15 protein-coding genes are annotated in these 17,683 nt (G+C 39.9%); 8 read left to right on the forward strand and 7 right to left on the reverse strand.

Going from position 1 to position 17,683, the window contains the following annotated elements:
• Positions 1-30 precede the first annotated feature (30 nt).
• Positions 31-711, forward strand: a complete 681-nt coding sequence (locus ACFS6H_RS04455; protein ID WP_386095629.1) for a hypothetical protein — start codon at positions 31-33, stop codon at positions 709-711.
• On the opposite strand, the gene nadA is transcribed toward ACFS6H_RS04455, so the two are convergent.
• Entirely contained in the window at positions 712-1,725 is a 1,014-nt protein-coding gene (gene nadA, locus ACFS6H_RS04460; RefSeq protein WP_386095631.1) for a quinolinate synthase NadA, read from the reverse strand.
• 827 nt (positions 1,726-2,552) lie between these two features.
• Between nadA and ACFS6H_RS04465 the strand changes: the two genes are divergently transcribed.
• The gene (locus ACFS6H_RS04465; RefSeq protein WP_386095633.1) at positions 2,553-4,721 is read left to right on the forward strand and encodes a S46 family peptidase; all 2,169 of its coding nucleotides are present in this window, start codon (positions 2,553-2,555) and stop codon (positions 4,719-4,721) included.
• A gap of 41 nt (positions 4,722-4,762) precedes the next feature.
• On the opposite strand, the gene ACFS6H_RS04470 is transcribed toward ACFS6H_RS04465, so the two are convergent.
• Both ACFS6H_RS04470 and ACFS6H_RS04475 read right to left on the reverse strand, forming a co-directional pair.
• Entirely contained in the window at positions 4,763-5,635 is an 873-nt protein-coding gene (locus ACFS6H_RS04470) for a hypothetical protein (protein ID WP_386095635.1), read from the reverse strand.
• Between the two features lie 58 nt (positions 5,636-5,693).
• Positions 5,694-6,452: a hypothetical protein gene (locus ACFS6H_RS04475; protein ID WP_386095637.1), complete on the reverse strand. Its 759-nt coding sequence runs from the start codon at positions 6,450-6,452 to the stop codon at positions 5,694-5,696.
• 195 nt (positions 6,453-6,647) lie between these two features.
• On the opposite strand from ACFS6H_RS04475, the gene ACFS6H_RS04480 reads away from it, so the two are divergent.
• The 6 genes from ACFS6H_RS04480 (at position 6,648) to ACFS6H_RS04505 (ending at position 12,150) form a co-directional block, all read left to right on the forward strand.
• On the forward strand, positions 6,648-7,313 hold the full coding sequence (locus tag ACFS6H_RS04480) for a collagen-like triple helix repeat-containing protein (protein WP_386095639.1): 666 nt from the start codon (positions 6,648-6,650) through the stop codon (positions 7,311-7,313).
• A 90-nt stretch (positions 7,314-7,403) separates the two neighbouring features.
• Positions 7,404-7,883 carry a YcxB family protein gene (locus tag ACFS6H_RS04485; RefSeq protein WP_386095641.1) on the forward strand — a complete coding sequence of 160 codons (480 nt, stop codon included), beginning with the start codon at positions 7,404-7,406 and terminating at the stop codon, positions 7,881-7,883.
• 92 nt (positions 7,884-7,975) lie between these two features.
• Positions 7,976-9,304: a hypothetical protein gene (locus ACFS6H_RS04490; protein ID WP_386095643.1), complete on the forward strand. Its 1,329-nt coding sequence runs from the start codon at positions 7,976-7,978 to the stop codon at positions 9,302-9,304.
• 40 nt (positions 9,305-9,344) lie between these two features.
• Entirely contained in the window at positions 9,345-10,445 is a 1,101-nt protein-coding gene (locus tag ACFS6H_RS04495; RefSeq protein ID WP_386095645.1) for a trypsin-like peptidase domain-containing protein, read from the forward strand.
• 63 nt (positions 10,446-10,508) lie between these two features.
• Positions 10,509-10,982 (forward strand): regulatory protein RecX, encoded by a 474-nt coding sequence (locus ACFS6H_RS04500; protein WP_386095647.1) that lies wholly within the window; start codon positions 10,509-10,511, stop codon positions 10,980-10,982.
• A 58-nt stretch (positions 10,983-11,040) separates the two neighbouring features.
• Complete coding sequence (locus ACFS6H_RS04505; RefSeq protein WP_386095649.1) at positions 11,041-12,150, forward strand: calcium:proton antiporter; 1,110 nt, start codon at positions 11,041-11,043, stop codon at positions 12,148-12,150.
• A gap of 74 nt (positions 12,151-12,224) precedes the next feature.
• On the opposite strand, the gene ACFS6H_RS04510 is transcribed toward ACFS6H_RS04505, so the two are convergent.
• From ACFS6H_RS04510 to ACFS6H_RS04525, 4 genes are all read right to left on the reverse strand, one after another.
• The gene (locus tag ACFS6H_RS04510) at positions 12,225-13,664 is read right to left on the reverse strand and encodes an alpha-L-fucosidase (RefSeq protein WP_386095651.1); all 1,440 of its coding nucleotides are present in this window, start codon (positions 13,662-13,664) and stop codon (positions 12,225-12,227) included.
• Between the two features lie 130 nt (positions 13,665-13,794).
• Positions 13,795-14,559: a TIGR02757 family protein gene (locus ACFS6H_RS04515; protein WP_386095653.1), complete on the reverse strand. Its 765-nt coding sequence runs from the start codon at positions 14,557-14,559 to the stop codon at positions 13,795-13,797.
• On the reverse strand, positions 14,556-16,811 hold the full coding sequence (locus tag ACFS6H_RS04520; RefSeq protein ID WP_386095654.1) for a glycosyl hydrolase family 95 catalytic domain-containing protein: 2,256 nt from the start codon (positions 16,809-16,811) through the stop codon (positions 14,556-14,558). Before ACFS6H_RS04520 ends, ACFS6H_RS04515 begins: the two co-directional genes overlap by 4 nt.
• Positions 16,812-17,017: 206 nt before the next feature.
• Positions 17,018-17,563: a thioredoxin family protein gene (locus ACFS6H_RS04525; RefSeq protein ID WP_386095656.1), complete on the reverse strand. Its 546-nt coding sequence runs from the start codon at positions 17,561-17,563 to the stop codon at positions 17,018-17,020.
• Positions 17,564-17,683 lie beyond the last annotated feature (120 nt).

Genomic DNA, 17,683 nt, shown 5'->3' on the forward strand with positions numbered 1-17,683 from the left:
AACATTTATTTTTACTAACAAATCATACGCATGCAACATCATAAAATGTCCTTACTTGAAAAAGCAGTTCTTGTATTCAATCTCTTATTATTAATTACCGGTATTGTTTTATACAATATCAATCTGCCTGCATTCCAGGTATATATTGAAGAAGATGGCTTTGTAGAATGGATAACTGTACTTGGCTTATTAGGTGTTGTATTTGTTTCCATCAACAGGTTATTTACCCTGCGTAAAGAGAAAAGTGGTTTTTTCCTTTTCGTAACTGCCATGATAGCAATACTTTTTTTCTTTGCTGCCGGTGAAGAAATTTCCTGGGGCCAGCGAATATTTGGTATAGAAAGTTCTGAATTTTTTAAACAGAATAATGCGCAACAGGAAACTAATTTGCATAACCTGGTTGTAGGCGGAAAAAAAATAAATAAAATAATCTTTTCTACCATTCTAAGTATTTGCTTAGGCATCTACTTTCTTATATTCCCATTGTTATATGTAAAATGGAATAAGTTTAAACAATTTGTAAACTACAGTGGTATACCGGTTCCACGTGTATATCATGCCGCAGCCATTTTAGTTACTTTTTTACTAACAGAAATTATCAGGGATGGAAAACGGGCAGAATTATTAGAATCGGGAGCGGCGCTTATATTTTTCTTATTATTACTTTACCCGATGAACGGAGAAATATTTAAGAAAAAAAATATTAATTAATTATAATCCTGCAGCCGCACTAATAGCTAACATTTTATCGATCGGCTTTTTAGCAGCCAGTCGTAATGTCTCCTCCATATGAATGGCAGGCCGCTCATATTTCATACACAGGTAAATTTTTTCCAGTGTATTTAATTTCATGTGCGGGCAATCATTACAGGCACAGCCATTGTCCGGAGGTGCGGGAATAAAAGTCTTGTGCGGACTATTTTTCATCATCTGGTGTAAAATGCCCGTCTCAGTAGCCACAATATATTCCTGGGCATCATCCGTTTCAGAAAACTTAAGTATACCGGTAGTGGACCCTACATAGTCAGCTATTTTTAAAATGGGTTCCTCACATTCCGGGTGAGCCAGTAATTTGGCATTGGGATACTGCATCTTCAATTTCGTAATATGCTCCAGGCTGAAAATTTCGTGTACCATACAGGCACCATTCCACAACAGCATATCCCTTCCGGTAACTTTGTTAATATAGGCACCCAGGTTTTTATCCGGCGCAAAAATGATCTTCTGGTCCTGTGGAAAACTATCAACAATTACCTTGGCATTGCTGCTGGTTACAATTACATCACTCAATGCCTTAATGCCGGCACTGCAGTTGATATAACTGATCACAATATGATCGGGATGCTGTTCTTTGAATTGTTTGAACAATGGCGGAGGACAACTATCGCTTAAGGAACACCCGGCCTGGAAATCGGGGATAACCACTTTTTTGCTGGGATTTAAAATTTTTGCCGTCTCTGCCATGAAATGCACACCGGCGAAAACAATCATATCAGCTGTTGTTTTTTCAGCCTGCTGGGCAAGGCCTAAACTATCCCCGATATAATCTGCAATATCCTGGATATCGGCATCCTGGTAGTAGTGTGCCAGGATAACGGCATTTTTTTCTTTTTTCAGTTTTTCAATTTCCGCAAACAGATCCAGGGTCGGATCTATCTGCACATCTAAAAAGCCTTTGCTTTCCACTTGTTCGTCCGATATTGCCGCAATATTTTGTGTTTCCATCTCTTTTGCTTTAGCCGTTTAAATGTTTTGCAATGTTACACCCTAACTCGATGCAAAAACAAAAAAAAATTTTCAAGTCCCCCTAATACAATAATAATATTATTATAATTTTTATATAAATAAAACCTATTATTATTATGGCTGTGGATTAGTGGAAAACTTATTTTTTAGACCCCGGTAAAAATTTGTTTTTCTCGTAATTCACATTTATTTCACTGTTATTAACATTTAAGATAGTTGATTGGTTTAGTTTACAGCCTATTATTAACATACATGTGAATTAAGCAAAAGGATAAGTTTTTTTGGACCCCGACCCTGTTTTGGTGTTAATAGTATATGAACAAAATGGTGATGACCAACAGTCCGGACAAAAAAGAATGGTTATCCCAAAGTTGTAACCTATTCATTCGGTTTCATACTAACGTTTCACACAGGGTTATTCACGTTAATTACACATAATCCACATACCCCTGTGAAAAAAAAGTCAGTTTCCAATGCTAAAACTGTTTCACAATGAACGTTTCATGATAGGTAAATAGCAGTTTGTTCATCATTCGTTCATATTTCCACAATCCTGCTCAACGCTTTTTTATAGAGTGTATATGATAAATAATATAGTATACTTTCTATGTTTATACCGGGTAGAAGATCCGCAATTAGAACAAATCCCGGTTTCACAATGCATAAACTGCTATTTTTTTAACCTGAAACCGGCTTACAATAGAACATATTATATATGTATATAAGTTAAAGCAGGGAAACTTACATTTGCAATATTTGAACGATTGTTAGTTTTTTGGTAAACCAGCATTTTAAAACTGAATAGTATGAAGTGGTTAAAGCTTAAATTATTTTCTGTCTTTTTATTTGTCACTTTTATTGCCCGGGCCGATGAAGGCATGTGGCTGCCCCTGCTCCTGGAAAAAATGAATGAAAGCCAGATGAAGAGCCTGGGTATGAAAATCAATGCCAGTGATATTTATAGTATTAATAAGGGAAGCCTGAAAGATGCCATCGTGAGTTTTGGTGGTTTCTGTACCGGCGAAGTTATCTCTTCAAAAGGCCTGGTATTAACCAATCACCACTGTGGTTTCAGGTCGGTACAAAGTCATTCCACCCTCGATAATAACTATATCCGCGATGGTTTTTGGGCAAAGGACAATAACAGCGAATTACCCAACCAGGGGTTATATGTAACCTTTATTGTACGTATTGAAGATGTAACCAAACAGGTATTGGCCGGCATTTCAAAAAATGCGACCGAGGATCAGCGCCGTGCTGCCATTAATGCAAACATGGAAAAAATAAATACTGCTGCACCGAAGGACAAATTCCAGAAAACGATGATCCGGTCTTTTTTTGAAGGTAACCAGTATTACATGTTTGTAACAGAAACCTATAATGATGTTCGCCTGGTAGGCGCCCCACCCCAATCAATAGGCAATTTTGGCCAGGACACTGATAACTGGATGTGGCCACGTCATACCGGGGATTTTGCTTTGTTCCGCATTTACGCGGGTAAGGATAATAAACCGGCTGATTACTCGCCCGACAATGTTCCCTATGTTCCCAAAAAAGCATTATCTATTTCCCTGGACGGTGTAGAACAGAATGATTTTACAATGGTTTTTGGTTTTCCCGGGAAAACCACGCAATACCTGCCTTCGGCAGCTGTACAACAGATTGTGGAGGTGAGTGACCCGGCAAAAATCCAGATCCGCGATAAAGCACTGGAAGTACTGAATAAATTTATGCGTGCCGATGAAGCTATTAAAATTAAATATGCCGCCAAATACGCCAGTGTAAGTAATGCCTGGAAAAAATGGCGTGGTGAGGTACTCGGCTTAACCCGCACCGGCGGCGTTGCTAAAAAACAAAAACAGGAAGCGGAGTTTGAAAAAAGGGTGAATAATAATAGTGTGCTCAAAAATAATTATGGAACCCTGTTAGGCGATCTGCAGGCAACTTACCGCCTGATAGAACCTTTATCCCTGGCCAGGGATTATTATAATGAAATAACACCGAGGATAGAGATCTTCAGTATTGTGGGACAGTTCAATAAACTATCCAATATTGCGGATAAAGACGAAGCCACTTTTGTAAAAGCAGTAGAATCGGCAAAAACCGAGCTGGTAAAAATTTATAAAGATTATGACGTAAATGTGGATAAGGGATTGTTTGCTGCACTGATGGAATTATATGTAACCAAACAACCGGCGCAGTATATATCCCCTATTGCCATACAGCAGGCAAAAGCAGCCAAAAATAATTTTGTAAACCTGGCTAACCAGTTATATGATGCCAGCATTTTACACGACAAAGAAAAAGTAAATGCCAAATTAAACAGTAATCCCAAAGCTTTTTTATCGGAACTGATGAAAGACCCGCTGGTATTACTTTATAATGATATGATCATTGCCTACAATGAAAAAGTAAATACACCCATTGCACCACTGCAGGCAAAACTGGATGCATTGCAACGCAGCTATATGCAGGCCCAGATGGATGTATTTACAGAAAAAAAATTTTACCCAGATGCCAACAGTACCTTGAGGGTTACTTATGGTAAAGTAGATAGTTATATACCAAAGGACGGTGTACAATATAATATACAAACCTACCTGGATGGGGTGATGGAAAAATATGTACCCGGCGATTATGAGTTTGATGTACCGGAGAAATTACGCACGCTGTATGCCAATAAAGATTTTGGCCAGTACGGCGTAAAAGGAAAAATGCCGGTTTGTTTTATTGCCAGTAATCATACTACGGGTGGTAATAGCGGCAGCCCTGCCATAGATGCACATGGTAATTTAATTGGGTTAAACTTCGACCGTGTATGGGAAGGTACCATGAGTGATATTAATTACGATCCTTCTATTTGCCGGAATATTATGGTGGATATCCGGTATGTATTATTTATAATAGACAAATTTGCCGATGCGGGCCACCTGGTGAAAGAGATGAAACTGATACATCCGAAGAAGAAAAAATAAAAGCAAAATAAAAAGCGTTTCAATATTGAAACGCTTTTTTATTAACGGTGAATTAGTATTTTATGGAGAATAAAATAGAATAAACTGATGATTAAAATGCTGATACCAATAATACGTAAGGAAACAACAGTATAATCTTTTTTTTCATCAACGACTAGGCTTGTATAAGGGACAGTAAATTTTTTTAAGGGAATATTTTTTACAATATTCGTATCAATTGAATAAACAGAAACTCTGGTATCAAAATCTTTTAAATAAGTATAAGCTTCCATATTCCACTGAATACTGATTTTTTTCTGATTGTTTTTTATATAATTAAAACTATCAATGGCATATTGTGCTACGCTATATATTCTTTCAAAGGATTGTTGTAAAACCGTTTCAACTTCTTGTCTATTTTTTTCACAATAACCGGTATTAAAGAAAATGAAAATAGCCGGACTTGTCTTATTATTATAATAGCTGGATTTTATATCAAGAGGACCTTCCTGTAATCTTTTCAATTTTTTGAGCCGATATCGGCTCAAATACCGGACATGAAAATCAAGAAAAAAATCTTTCGATTTCTCGCTCGTATTGAACATGAAATAATCATCAATAAACCTGTCATCAATTGTTTTCATCCTATCATAAGAGAGAACAACATTTGTTTCGCAGGAATAAAAATCAAATGGTGCAATTGGAATTTCATCCCAATAAATTTTAATAGGTATGTTGTTTCCTTTCCTGTCAATTGTAGCGGATAGAGCGGATAAAAACGTATCCATTGTTTTAGTACTCCTACTCGCTTCATCGTCATAAATGGTGTTGTTATAAATGGTTATTTTATTTTTTGTTTTGGCAAAGGGTTGAGAATATAAGTTGAATAAACCAACACCCGTGAAAAAAAATAATAACAACATAAAATGTTTCATGGTAAACCTGTTTAAGATGACCAGTCAGCACAAAACACAACAACCGAAAACAAAAAGATTAATTTTTATGCAGGAATATTTGCAATCCCACACTGATCTGTAAACCGTGGCGGTTGCTTTTTTGCGTAGTAAGATTTCGTAAGGTTTCATCAATACTGCCATCCATATTTACATCACGCTCGGTAGTTTTTCTCACTTCATTTTTATAACGGGTGTATTTATAACCCGCCGCTATATCAAGGCCCACCTGTTTCCCCAGCATTTTAGTAATGCCGACCAGTAAACCCGCATTGATGGCAAAATCGCCGGAGGATTTTGTGTCCGTTACATCTTTATATTCTGACCCCTTGTAAAAAAAGCCATCGCCTTTGGAGGAGCCAAAGCCTAATCCCGCGGTAGCCTCGGCAAAAGGTAACCAGGTTTTTTCTGTAGTAAAATAATAACGGGAAAAAGCGTTCAGGTCAGCAAAAAAACTGCTGCTATTATCCTTACTATATATATTACCACTGTTTTGATCCTTATCATTCCTTTTTGCGGACAGGTAATTTAAACCGATACGCCCGCCTACAGCTACCTGCGGAGTAACAAACCAGCCGAACCCCGGAGCCAGTTTAATATCAAAATTTTTGATGCTGGCCTGCGTATTAAGTATGCCGCCGACATCCACGGGCTGCCCATAATCGATGGTGCTTGAATGGAACAAAGCACTGCCAATACCGGCATTCACCAGTTTGGTACCTTTTTTAAACTGGCCGTTCAGCATAAGGGTAAAACAGCAGGCCAAAAGCAGGAAAACGGGTTTAAATATCTTATTCATGCAGTTAATTTATAAACCAAACTTAATGATAAAATGGAGGAAATACTATAAAAATCAAGCTGATATATAGTGTAACCATATAATATAAATATTTTATATGCTTTGATGTAAAAAAGGTTTTTTACACTATCTTTAGGAAGCCGGTACCACAATGTACAGGTAAACCAAAATTAACTTTTGCAAAAAAACTGTATTATGAGAAAGAACTGCACTTCTTTATTAGCACTATTATTTTCAGCAATTACATTATTTTCCATAGGTTGTACCAAAGAAGGTCCTGAAGGTCCGGTGGGTGCACAAGGCCCGCAAGGTCCTCCTGGTTCAAACGGCGCCAATGGTGCAACAGGCGCTACGGGCCCGGCCGGAACAGCAAATGTTATCTATTCATCCTGGTATACAACCGTTACCGCCGATTGGGTGGCCGGTTACCAGGCGCCTAATAATTACAATGTGGAACTGGTATACAACCGTACCGCACCGGGTGTTACCCAGGCCGTTTTAGATAATGGCGTGGTACTGGCCTATGGTAAAAACTTTACAATTGGTCAATCAACCCTTACCACCCATGTTTCACCGTTACCTTACCAGGAAGCCTTCAACGGCCAGTTTTATGGTTATGTGACAAGCCTGGGTAAAATTACATTTACCTACGATCCTATCGATATCATCAGGCCAACCAGCCAGATTGCGGGCATTGCTTACCGTTATATTATTATTCCCGGTGGTGTTTCCGGTGGCCGTTATATGCGTGGTGCAACCATCGAAGGAACAACCTATTCACCGGAGGATCTGAAAAAAATGAGTTATGAGGAGGTTGTTAAATTATTAAAAATACCTGCCCAGGGCACGAATATTCAATAGGTAAAGAAAAAAATATTTTGCCAGCGGCGTTATTCAATAACGCCGCTTTTTATTTATAAAAACAAATCGGGACAGTATCTTTGACCGACTATGACAATACATTTTGGCTATAATAAAAAACAGGTAATACAGGCATTGCGTTATCATTTTATCACCCGGCCCGAAATAAGGATCATGCTGATCGTGGTGAATATTTTTTCAATAGCCTCTTTTATTTTATATATGACCAATATGGTGTCGGCCATGGCTTTTTTGGTCAGCTCGCTATTATGGGCCATTCTCATGTCCAGCTTCTGGTTTATTATGCCCAACCTGGTATATCGCCGGGCAGAGACCTTTAAACATGAGTTCACCATGGATTTTTTAAGCGACGGCTTCCGTCTGTCGCACGATAAGGGTTCCCGTTTCTGGGAGTGGAGATCCCTGGATACTTATAAGGAAAGCCCGCATTTTTTTCACCTGTATTTTGATACCCGTTCTTTTTTACTGGTTCCAAAAAGTGCCTGCGAAACTGCCGAGCAGGAAAAAGAACTGAGGACAATTTTAAATATTAATACCAAGGGAAAATAACCTGCAAAAAAACAGGCGTTTAACCATTTTGTAAACCTGTTTTCATTTCCAAACAGTTTTGTACCTTTCAAGCTGTCAAAAAAAATGAAAACATGTTAAGCAAATTATTTGGGTGGGGAAAGAAAAAAGATACTGCAGCAGAAAGCACAGAACCTGCCTATAGTTTTGGCAGATACTCCGATAATAATAAAACTATTTTACAGGTAGACCGCTGGACGGATGCCGAGAATAATTTTAAAGAAAAAAAACTATACGAAAGCATTGATGCTTTTTTTTCTTACCTGCGTGATGCCAGTATTGACAACGTTATATACGAACGAAATGCTAATGAAGGCCGCTTTGAATTATTTCAGGGATCCAAAAAAGTAAAAGGTTATTTTAACGATAAAAAACTGGAAGCGGAAGTTACCCTGGCCCGTATGCCACAGCCTTCGGTACCCGTAATGCGCCGCCTGCTGGAAATGAATTTTAATTTATACTACAGCCGTTTTTCTTTGGATAACGACCGCCTTTGTATGCGGTTTGACAGTACCATTGAAACAGCCAGTCCCAGTAAATTATATTATGGTTTAAAAGAACTGGCCACCCGTGCCGATAAACAGGATGACCTGCTGACACAGGATTTTTCGGTATTGGAAGTTACCGATACCGAGCATGTGGATGAGATCAGTGTGGCAGAAAAGGAGATCAAATATGAGCAGTTGCAAAAATGGATTCAGGAAACCCTGGATACCATAGCAACGGTGGATGCCGACAAGTTTTCAGGAGGGATTGCCTATTTGTTATTGACCCTCGTATACCGCATCGATTTTTTGATATCTCCCGAAGGAAGTTTGCTCAACGACCTGGAAAAAATTTCCGGCATCTTCTTTAAAAAAGATGACCGACAGCCTGTGGAAAAAAACAGGGATATGATAGAAGAGCTGAAAAAGATACAGGTTAAACCCAAAGAGGAAGTATTTAAAAACCTGTTCAGGTCAAAATATACTTTTGCTATTGTTGCACCGCAGCCGCATAAAACCATTGCCGACTCTATTAACGGCAGTAACCAGAACATGTATTGGTACAGGGATAATAATTACCCTTATTTTGCCAACCAGATCATAGAATACGGTATTTCCTTTGCGCAGTATTCGTATAGCATGCCAAAGGTCATCAGTGAATTGTTTTTACTGTTCATGCGCATCAATTACCCCGCTTATTTCAAAGCACTGGGCTTTACAACAGTGTATTATGATGCGGACCGCAAGGTATTTAATGCCAACCTGGTAATTGAAAAAATAAAGACCATACAGGAACAATGGCGCACCCGTTATCCTAAAATGGATTTTAAAGTAAATAACCTGCGCTTTGATACCCTGTTGAATTTTAATCATAGTTTTTCAACAGAGATCGAATTTTTAAATATGGATTCCAAATAAACCGGACCCCAATAGTTGTTATTATTAAATGCATCACCAAATGGATTCGCAACAAATCATTGAAAAATACCAGCAGGCCATTATACAGATAGCTACCAATAATGGTACAGGTACAGGATTTTATTTAAAAGAGTTTGATATTATTGTAACCAATGATCATGTGGTGGCGGATAACGCCGAAGTAACCATAGCCGGAAAATTATTTGAAAAAGTTTTTTCCCGCGTATGGTATACCGACCGTAAACATGACCTTGCTTTTTTGGAAGCCCCTAAAAATATAGAACTGCCGGATGTGCGCCTGGGCGTTTATGAAAGTATGAAGGACGGTGATGCGGTACTGGCTATTGGTCACCCGTTTGGGTTGAACTATACTGCTACGCAGGGCGTGGTTTCCAAAGTAGACCGTATCAGGGACGGATTGAAGTTTATACAAATTGACGCTGCCATCAACCCCGGAAACAGCGGTGGTCCGCTGGTAAATAAATCAGGGGAAGTAATTGGTGTAAACTCTTTTATTATTAAAGGTGGCGATAACCTGGGTTTTGCTTTACCGGTATCTTACCTGCGTGAGGCATTGCAAATGTACCTGCCCAACCGCGGCCAGGCAAGTACCCGCTGTTACAGCTGCAGCTACCTGGTTACTGCTTCCAATATTGAAAGTAAAAAATATTGTCCCAGTTGCGGTACCGAAGTGAAGTTGCCGGAAATACCGGAAAAAGAAACCGAGCCGGTAGGGGCCGCTAAAACGATAGAAGATATTTTAAGGGAATTGGGTAAGGATGTAAGACTGGCAAGAGAAGGGGTTAATAACTGGTCGGTAAAAGAAGGGTCGGCTAAAATAAAGATCGCTTACAACGCCGATAATTATTTTATTGCCGGCGATGCCTACCTGTGCCAGATGCCGGCTGATGTAACAAAGATAAAACCGCTGTACCAGTATTTATTACAGGAAAACTATAAACTGGATGGACTGGTATTGAGTTGTGTAAAGAATAATATTGTTTTATCGCGTATTATCTATGACCTGGATATGAATAAAGAAACGGGGGTGAATGAGTTTAAAAATTTATTTACCAATGCCGATAAATATGATGATGTATTAAAACATGAATTCGGCTGCCTTGACAGGCTGGAAGAATAGATTTTATTGGATTGTATAAAACAGGTCCTGTTAGAAACAACAGGACTTTTTTATTTTTGTACCATGTTTAAAAAGCAATTAACACCGGAGCAGGCTTTACAAAGGCTGAAACAGTATTGTGCTTACCAGGAGCGGTGTCATGCAGAAGTGGTAGATAAACTATACCAGCTGGGCGTATGGAAAAAAGAACATGATGCGATTATTGCTACTTTAATTGAAGAGAATTATTTGAACGAAGAGCGTTTTGCCCTTGCTTACGCCGGCGGTAAATACCGGATGAAACAATGGGGCCGCGTAAAAATAAAATACGAGCTTAAACAAAAGCAGGTCAGTAATTATAGTATTAACAAAGCACTGAAACAGTTTGATGAAGAAGAGTACCGTCAGACATTGCAAAAACTGGCGAATGATAAATATGCATTACTCAAAGGTGAACAATACCTTGTACGCAAAAAAAAGACAATGGATTATTTAATACAGCGGGGTTATGAAACAGACCTGATAACAGCTGCCGTGAATGATATCATAAAAAAATAAGGAGCGTTTTTTTAATATTATACCTTTATCTTTAATCAGAACCCCTTAAAAAGCCTGAATGAAGTATAACAATTTTTTAAACAACCGCTTAAAGATTGCCTTACCATTATGGACTGTGTTTTTCCCGATCGTTGGTATTGTTCTGTTATTATTGCCGGTTGGTACAGACAGTAATTTATATGCCGCTTTACTGGGCATAATATTAATGACCATTGTTGTATCGGCCGTACACCATGCCGAAGTGGTGGCGCATAAAGTGGGCGAACCATTTGGTACCATTATTTTAGCCCTGGCCATTACGGTGCTGGAAGTATCGCTGATCGTATCTATCATGTTAACGGAAGGCGAAAAAGCATCTGCATTGGCAAGGGACACCGTTTTTGCGGCTATTATGTTAATCCTTACCGGGATAATAGGCCTCTGTTTATTAGTAGGTGGTTACCGGTTTAAAGAACAGCAATTCGTAAAACAAGGAGTAAGTGCGTCTCTTGTAGCGCTTACCGCCATTGTTATATTAACACTGGTGTTACCTAATTATACCACCAGTGAACCGGGCCCGGTTTATAATACCAGTCAGTTAATATTTGTAGCCATTATATCACTGGTATTATACGCCGGTTTTATTGCTGTGCAAACCGTTCGTCACCGCGATTATTTTTTGCCGGAAAAAGATGATGAGGCTTCGGGAGAAATGCATGCCGAGCCGCCGTCAAAATTAACGGCTATAACCAGTCTAATTTTTTTATTAATAGCCCTGGCCGCGGTTGTATTGTTATCAAAAAAACTGTCGCCGAATATTGAAGCCATGGTAGATGGTATTGGTGCCCCGCAAAGCCTGGTAGGTATCATCATTGCGGCAGTAATATTGTTTCCCGAAGGATTGGCCGCCATACGTGCCGCCAGGAAAAACCGTTTACAAACCAGTTTGAATTTAGCCCTGGGCTCGGCGCTGGCGAGTATTGGTCTTACGATACCGGCTGTGGCGATTGTAGCTTATTTCACCGGTTTTACCGTAACCCTGGGTATTGATACCAAATCTATATTACTGGTCATGCTTTCACTTTTCACTATCAGTATTTCATTTGGCGCCGGCAGAACCAATATATTACAGGGTATTGTATTGCTGGTGATACTGGCTACTTACTTGTTTACCACGATCATACCATAAATTAAATAGATAAAATGTAAAAGGGCTTACAAATTACTGTAAGCCCTTTATCGTTTTAAGTTGTAATAAGGTTATCACAAAACAATTTTAAATACAGCCGCCGGGGTACCACCAAAGGATTTCTGCATACCCGAACCGGTTTTAATAACCAGGGTATTACCTTTTACGCTAACCGAAGGTTTAAGCTTAGTGCCGAGCAAGCTAACAACGGGTTTTTTGCTGATGGGCAGGTTATTCAACGTTATGGTAGCCGGTAATATACTGTTGGCATTGTCCAGTAAATAGTGTGCATAAATTACTTTTCCGTCTTTTGATTGCGTATAAAAAATATTTCCTTCCGAGTAAGGAGCGATGGGCTTGGTAGTATGGATGGCTTCCTGGTTAACACTCATCCAGTTGCCGATATCTTTTAATCTTTCATAGGCAACCGGGTCCCAGTCGCCATCGGGACCAGGTCCGATATTTAATAAAAGGTTACCACCACGGGAAACAATTTTAATTAAGGTATGTACCAGTCTGGTGGCCGATTTGTATTCATCGTTGGGTACATAACTCCATGAGTTGCCCATGGTCATACAGGTTTCCCAGGGGTATGGCAGGGGTTTATTGGGTAACTCCTGTTCAGGGGTGGTGTAGTTTTCAAACTCACCGGTAACGGTACGGTCAACCACTAACATACCCGGGTTATAACTGCGGGCCATGGCTGCAATTTTTGGCATATCAATATCCTGGTTAATAGTGATGGTCTTTTGCCAGGATACCGAGGTATCAATGGTGGATAAAGGGCGAACCCAGCCGCCATCCAGCCACAAAATATCCACCTTGCCATAACCGCTCATTAACTCTTTGATCTGGTTATAGGTGAATTGTTTGTAAGCGTTCCATCTTTCGGGGTATTTAGTAACGTCGTAATTCACATTCCTGTCCTTCGGCGGAAAATAAGGCCACCAGTAGTTTTCGTGGTTCCAGTCGGGTTTGGAGAAATAAGCCCCGATCATAAAGCCATCTTTTCGGAAAGCATTGAAGATCTCTTTCGTTACATTGCTGCGCGGGTTAGCGGAGAACGGTGTTTTTTTACTGGTAATTTTATAATCGCTTTCTTTGGTGTCGAACATGTTAAACCCGTCATGATGCTTGGTGGTAAATATCATATATTTCATACCGGCTTTATTAGCCGCAGTTACCCACTTTTCCGGGTTAAAATTTACGGGGTTAAAGGTGGTTTGTAATTGTTCATAGGCTTTTACATACTCATAATAATTTTTTGCATGAGGTCCTTTGCGTTGGGTCCAGCCTTCATCTTCCGGGCAAAGACTCCAGCTTTCTACAATACCCCATTGGCTGTAGGTACCCCAGTGCATAAACAAGCCAAACTTCAGGTCCTGCCATTCACTTATTTTTTTTATCACCATCGGATCGGTGGGGGCCACATATTTATGATGTGTTTCTGTTTCGTGTTGCGACCATACTAGGGTGCTCAGCAACAAACCAGCCATCAGCATAATACCTTTCATACAACAAATATTGAATAAGCGTGAATAAAATTATGATCGGTGGGTATTCATCCCTCCGTTAAACCGCGGTTACAAATATAAATAAGGGGAAGCCAAAAACCACTGCTCAAGCGGCTTTCCGGCATTGTTACTATTGAAACTTTTCTACCACACCTAAGGCAAACAGCGCAAAGTCATATTTGGCAGGGTCTTTCGGATCAAAACTTCTTAAATGTTGTGTCAGGTTTTCCGCGGCCAGCCAGTCATCCTGTTTCCTGTCCAGTAAGTTAAACCGCCTGGCCACCCGGGCCACATGAACATCCAGCGGGCAGATGAGTTGTGCGGGTGAAATGTTTTTCCAGATACCAAAATCAACCCCTTTTTTATCGCGGCGCACCATCCAGCGTAAAAACATATTCAGCCTTTTGCAGGCCGAGCCTTTGTAAGGTGTGGAAATATGTTTACGGGTACGGGGTGGCGCATCTTCCAGGGAAAAGAAGTATTGATGAAAACCGGTCAGCATAGCTTCTACCGTGTTACCAAAACTGGTAAAGGCTGTTTCGAGTGAATGGTGCTGTGTATAATGATGTTTAAAAAAAGCGACAAAGTATAAAAGATCGGTATCATTAAAAGTGCGGTGTTTAAAACCCAGTAATCTTTTCAGGTCCTCATCGCTGTGGTGCACACAAAAAGCATGAGGCTGATTGTCCATCCGTTCTAATAGCTCCTTACATTTTTTTATAATGGTGGTACGGTTACCCCAGGCCAGAGTGGCGGCAAAAAAACCGGCAATCTCTATGTCCTGCTGTTGTGTAAATGAATGAGGAATGGAAACAGGATCGTCTTTAATAAAAGAAGGTTGGTTATATTCTTTTACTTTGTTATCTAAAAATATTTTTAATTTTTGCTGGTTCAATGTTTAGTTTTTTTACCCCAATAATTTTGTTGCCCGTTTTGTATAACCGCGTTAACGGGAATGGTTAAGTCGGCTTCATTGATATATAAAATCACCCTCTCCCCTTTTTGCATTTTTAAGCGGTAGTTTCCATCAGCCATTTTATCAACGGCCATTTTATTGCCTTTTGTTTTTACGGTACCGTTAAGACCGGGTTTGATGATACAGTCACCTCCTTTCAAACTCTCAACTTCTACCCACCTGGTTTCGCCCTTTGCTTTTACAGCACTTATCAAAAAGGCGCCATCTGTTCTGAATTTTTTAAAAGCCACATTCTTCCATTCGCCGGGAACAGCGGGAAACACACGGATAATATTTCCCCAACTCTGTAATAATAAGGTGTGAATGGTTTCAGCTGCAGCCAGTGGTGTTTCTATAACAGGGCCGGACTCCAGGTAAAGCGTATTAGGCTTTATATATTTTGAAAAAAGCTGGTCCAGGTATTTTACGGCCATATCACCATCGCCCATCATGGTATAGATAGCTGCGCCACCGGTAAAGGAATAGCCCTGCATGGCTGTTGTAAAGCTATGCCAGTGCTCCAGTGATTTTTTTATAAGAGTACGGTTTTCCACCTGGTCCCAGTTCATGGTATATAATGGATAAATCATTAGCAGGTGCGAATAATGCCGGTGTGCCTGTTTAAAAGCAACATCCTGTCCTATTTTTAATCCGTTATCGTCCCGGGGATAATCGGTTAAGTTAGTTAAAACATCCTGCCATTTAGCGGCAAGCGCATCTGTTGGCGCCAGCTGCAGCAATGTTTGGCAACCCCAGCGGAAAAGCGCCAGGTCGTAATTACAATCCCTGGTTTTTCCATCAGGATATTCCGGAGAATGTGTAAAAGGCAGGTGCCACTTACCATCATCTTCTTTATACATAATATCCAGGTAATAATTAATACTACCTTTTAAGAGGGGTATTAGTTTTTGTTTTATTGCATCGTCCAACGTATAACGATAGTGTTGCCAATAATAATAAAGTATCCAGGTAAGATTACCCAATTCCAGTTCGGAAAGCGTGGCAGTAGTGTCTAATTGTGTAAACACTTTAACAGGCCGGTACAGATCAGCACCGCCGGCACGGCCAATGGCCAAAGCATTATGCCGGTATTGCTGCGGAACATTCAGGCTCAGGTTTTTTTTGCCTTTATCAATCATATTTAACAGGCCTTCGGCAAGTTGCAACCTGTTGGCCGTATACAAAGGCGAATAGGTGAGTTGAATATTTAAATTAAACCAGTAAGCCGGCCAGCGCGTGTATTTATACCAGGGCCCCATAAGGTCCAGCGGAAGCGTGTTGTTACGGGTAGCAGAAGCAACTTTATACATCTGCAGCCAGTAAAAACTTTCCATGCGCGGGTCAGGTAAAGAAACAAAGCTTAAGGGGTAATAGTTGTGCCACCAGCTGCGATGTTTGGCAATTGCCTTGTTTATATCTGTGGCCGTTGCATCGGTTATTGTTTTAATGGCTTCGCCTGTTGATGAGATGGATCTGTTATAGGCTATCGTAATAATATAGGTATGCCATTTTTTATCTGCTTTTTTTGTCCATGCAGTAGTGTAGTCGCCGCCGGCAAGCATTGGCTGCCTGCAATATTCAATATTAGCGCTCTTCTTTATTTCGTATGGAGGGTTGGCCTGATAACCGGCAGGAATATCGGTTATATAAGAAAACTTTGTACGGCTACTGATTGATGTTTCGGGGAAGAAACGCCAGACAGGATTTTGTTCCGCACCAGTGGCATGGTATTGAAATATAATGATATTGGATTGCGATAAGGTTATACTGCGCCAGTTTATGGTTCCTTTATCAGTTTGTATTAAACCGGTTGCCTCGGCGTTCCACAGCTGAAGGCGGGCTGTATTGCTTTTTATATTACCGGCAACCTGCAGGGTGAAGTGGCCGATAGGTAAACGGGCTTTGGCATATAGCGCAGATTCTTTATCGCCGCGATGATCAACCACGGTCATATTACCGATTTCTATCTTTAATTCATTGGGGCTTTTCATATTTATCATTGCGCCCAGTAAACCATTGCCGGTAAAAACACCCTCTTCCCATTTAGTAGTGAGTGTATCGTATACGGCATCATTACGACTTAAAAACTCCTGCCAGTTAACAGGCTTATGGGTTTGTGCTTTAGAAAGGCTGGTAAAGAGAAGCGGTAACAGAACCAGTAGCGAAAGAATCTTAATATGGGATTGTTTCATAAGATGACAAAATAGGTATCTAAGATAGTTTCAAAAGCTTATACGGATAGAATGTTTTTATATACTTAGCTGAAGCGATGATAAGGTAGGAATAACACATAACGCAGGAATATCATATATTAGCAAAGACAGATGTTTATGCAATAGTGAAAACATAAAAAAGCCTGTCATTGTATTATGACAGGCATGGAAAAGAAAATAATTATTTATTGTTGACGAACTGGTTCATTCTTACGAAAGCGGTCAAAGATTATTTTACTGGTCTTTTCATCAATTTTTGATGACTTTTTCAGCACACTGATAAAATGTTCTACTTCTTCCACAGCGGCAGGGCAACCGGTATTGCTGCCATCGGGCATTTTAGCATCTGCGATCACTTTACCATCTGCATCAAATACGATCCAGAACGGGATGCCCGAACTCCTGGGCGTATTTGCATGTTTTTTATATAACTCTTCTGCACCGGGGTTCTCCAGGTTCTTTTTACCGTCGGACTCCAGGATGGTGAGGTGTTCAATTACATAATTGTCCTGGAAAAACTGTTTGCATACCGCATCGTTCATGGCCGTATCCATTTTACGGCACCAGCCGCACCATGATGCGTGAAACATCAGGAATACATTCTTTTTTTCCTTTTTGGCTATGGCAAATGCTTTTTTCAGTACTTCATCGGCCGAGGGAGGCGTTTGCTGGGCAAATGAAATAACAGAGATGCTGCTGAGTAGTAATACACATAAGAGGTTTTTTATCATAAGTTCCGTTTTTATTATGTGGATTAAAGTTATTAAATGAACAGAAGATTTGGACCGGTAAATAAAAGGGATAACAAAAACAGGCAATTCCTAAAAGACCGATAAGCTCACAAAGAATAT

The organism is Terrimonas rubra, from assembly GCF_042686025.1.
GTDB classification, from domain to species: domain Bacteria; phylum Bacteroidota; class Bacteroidia; order Chitinophagales; family Chitinophagaceae; genus Terrimonas; species Terrimonas rubra.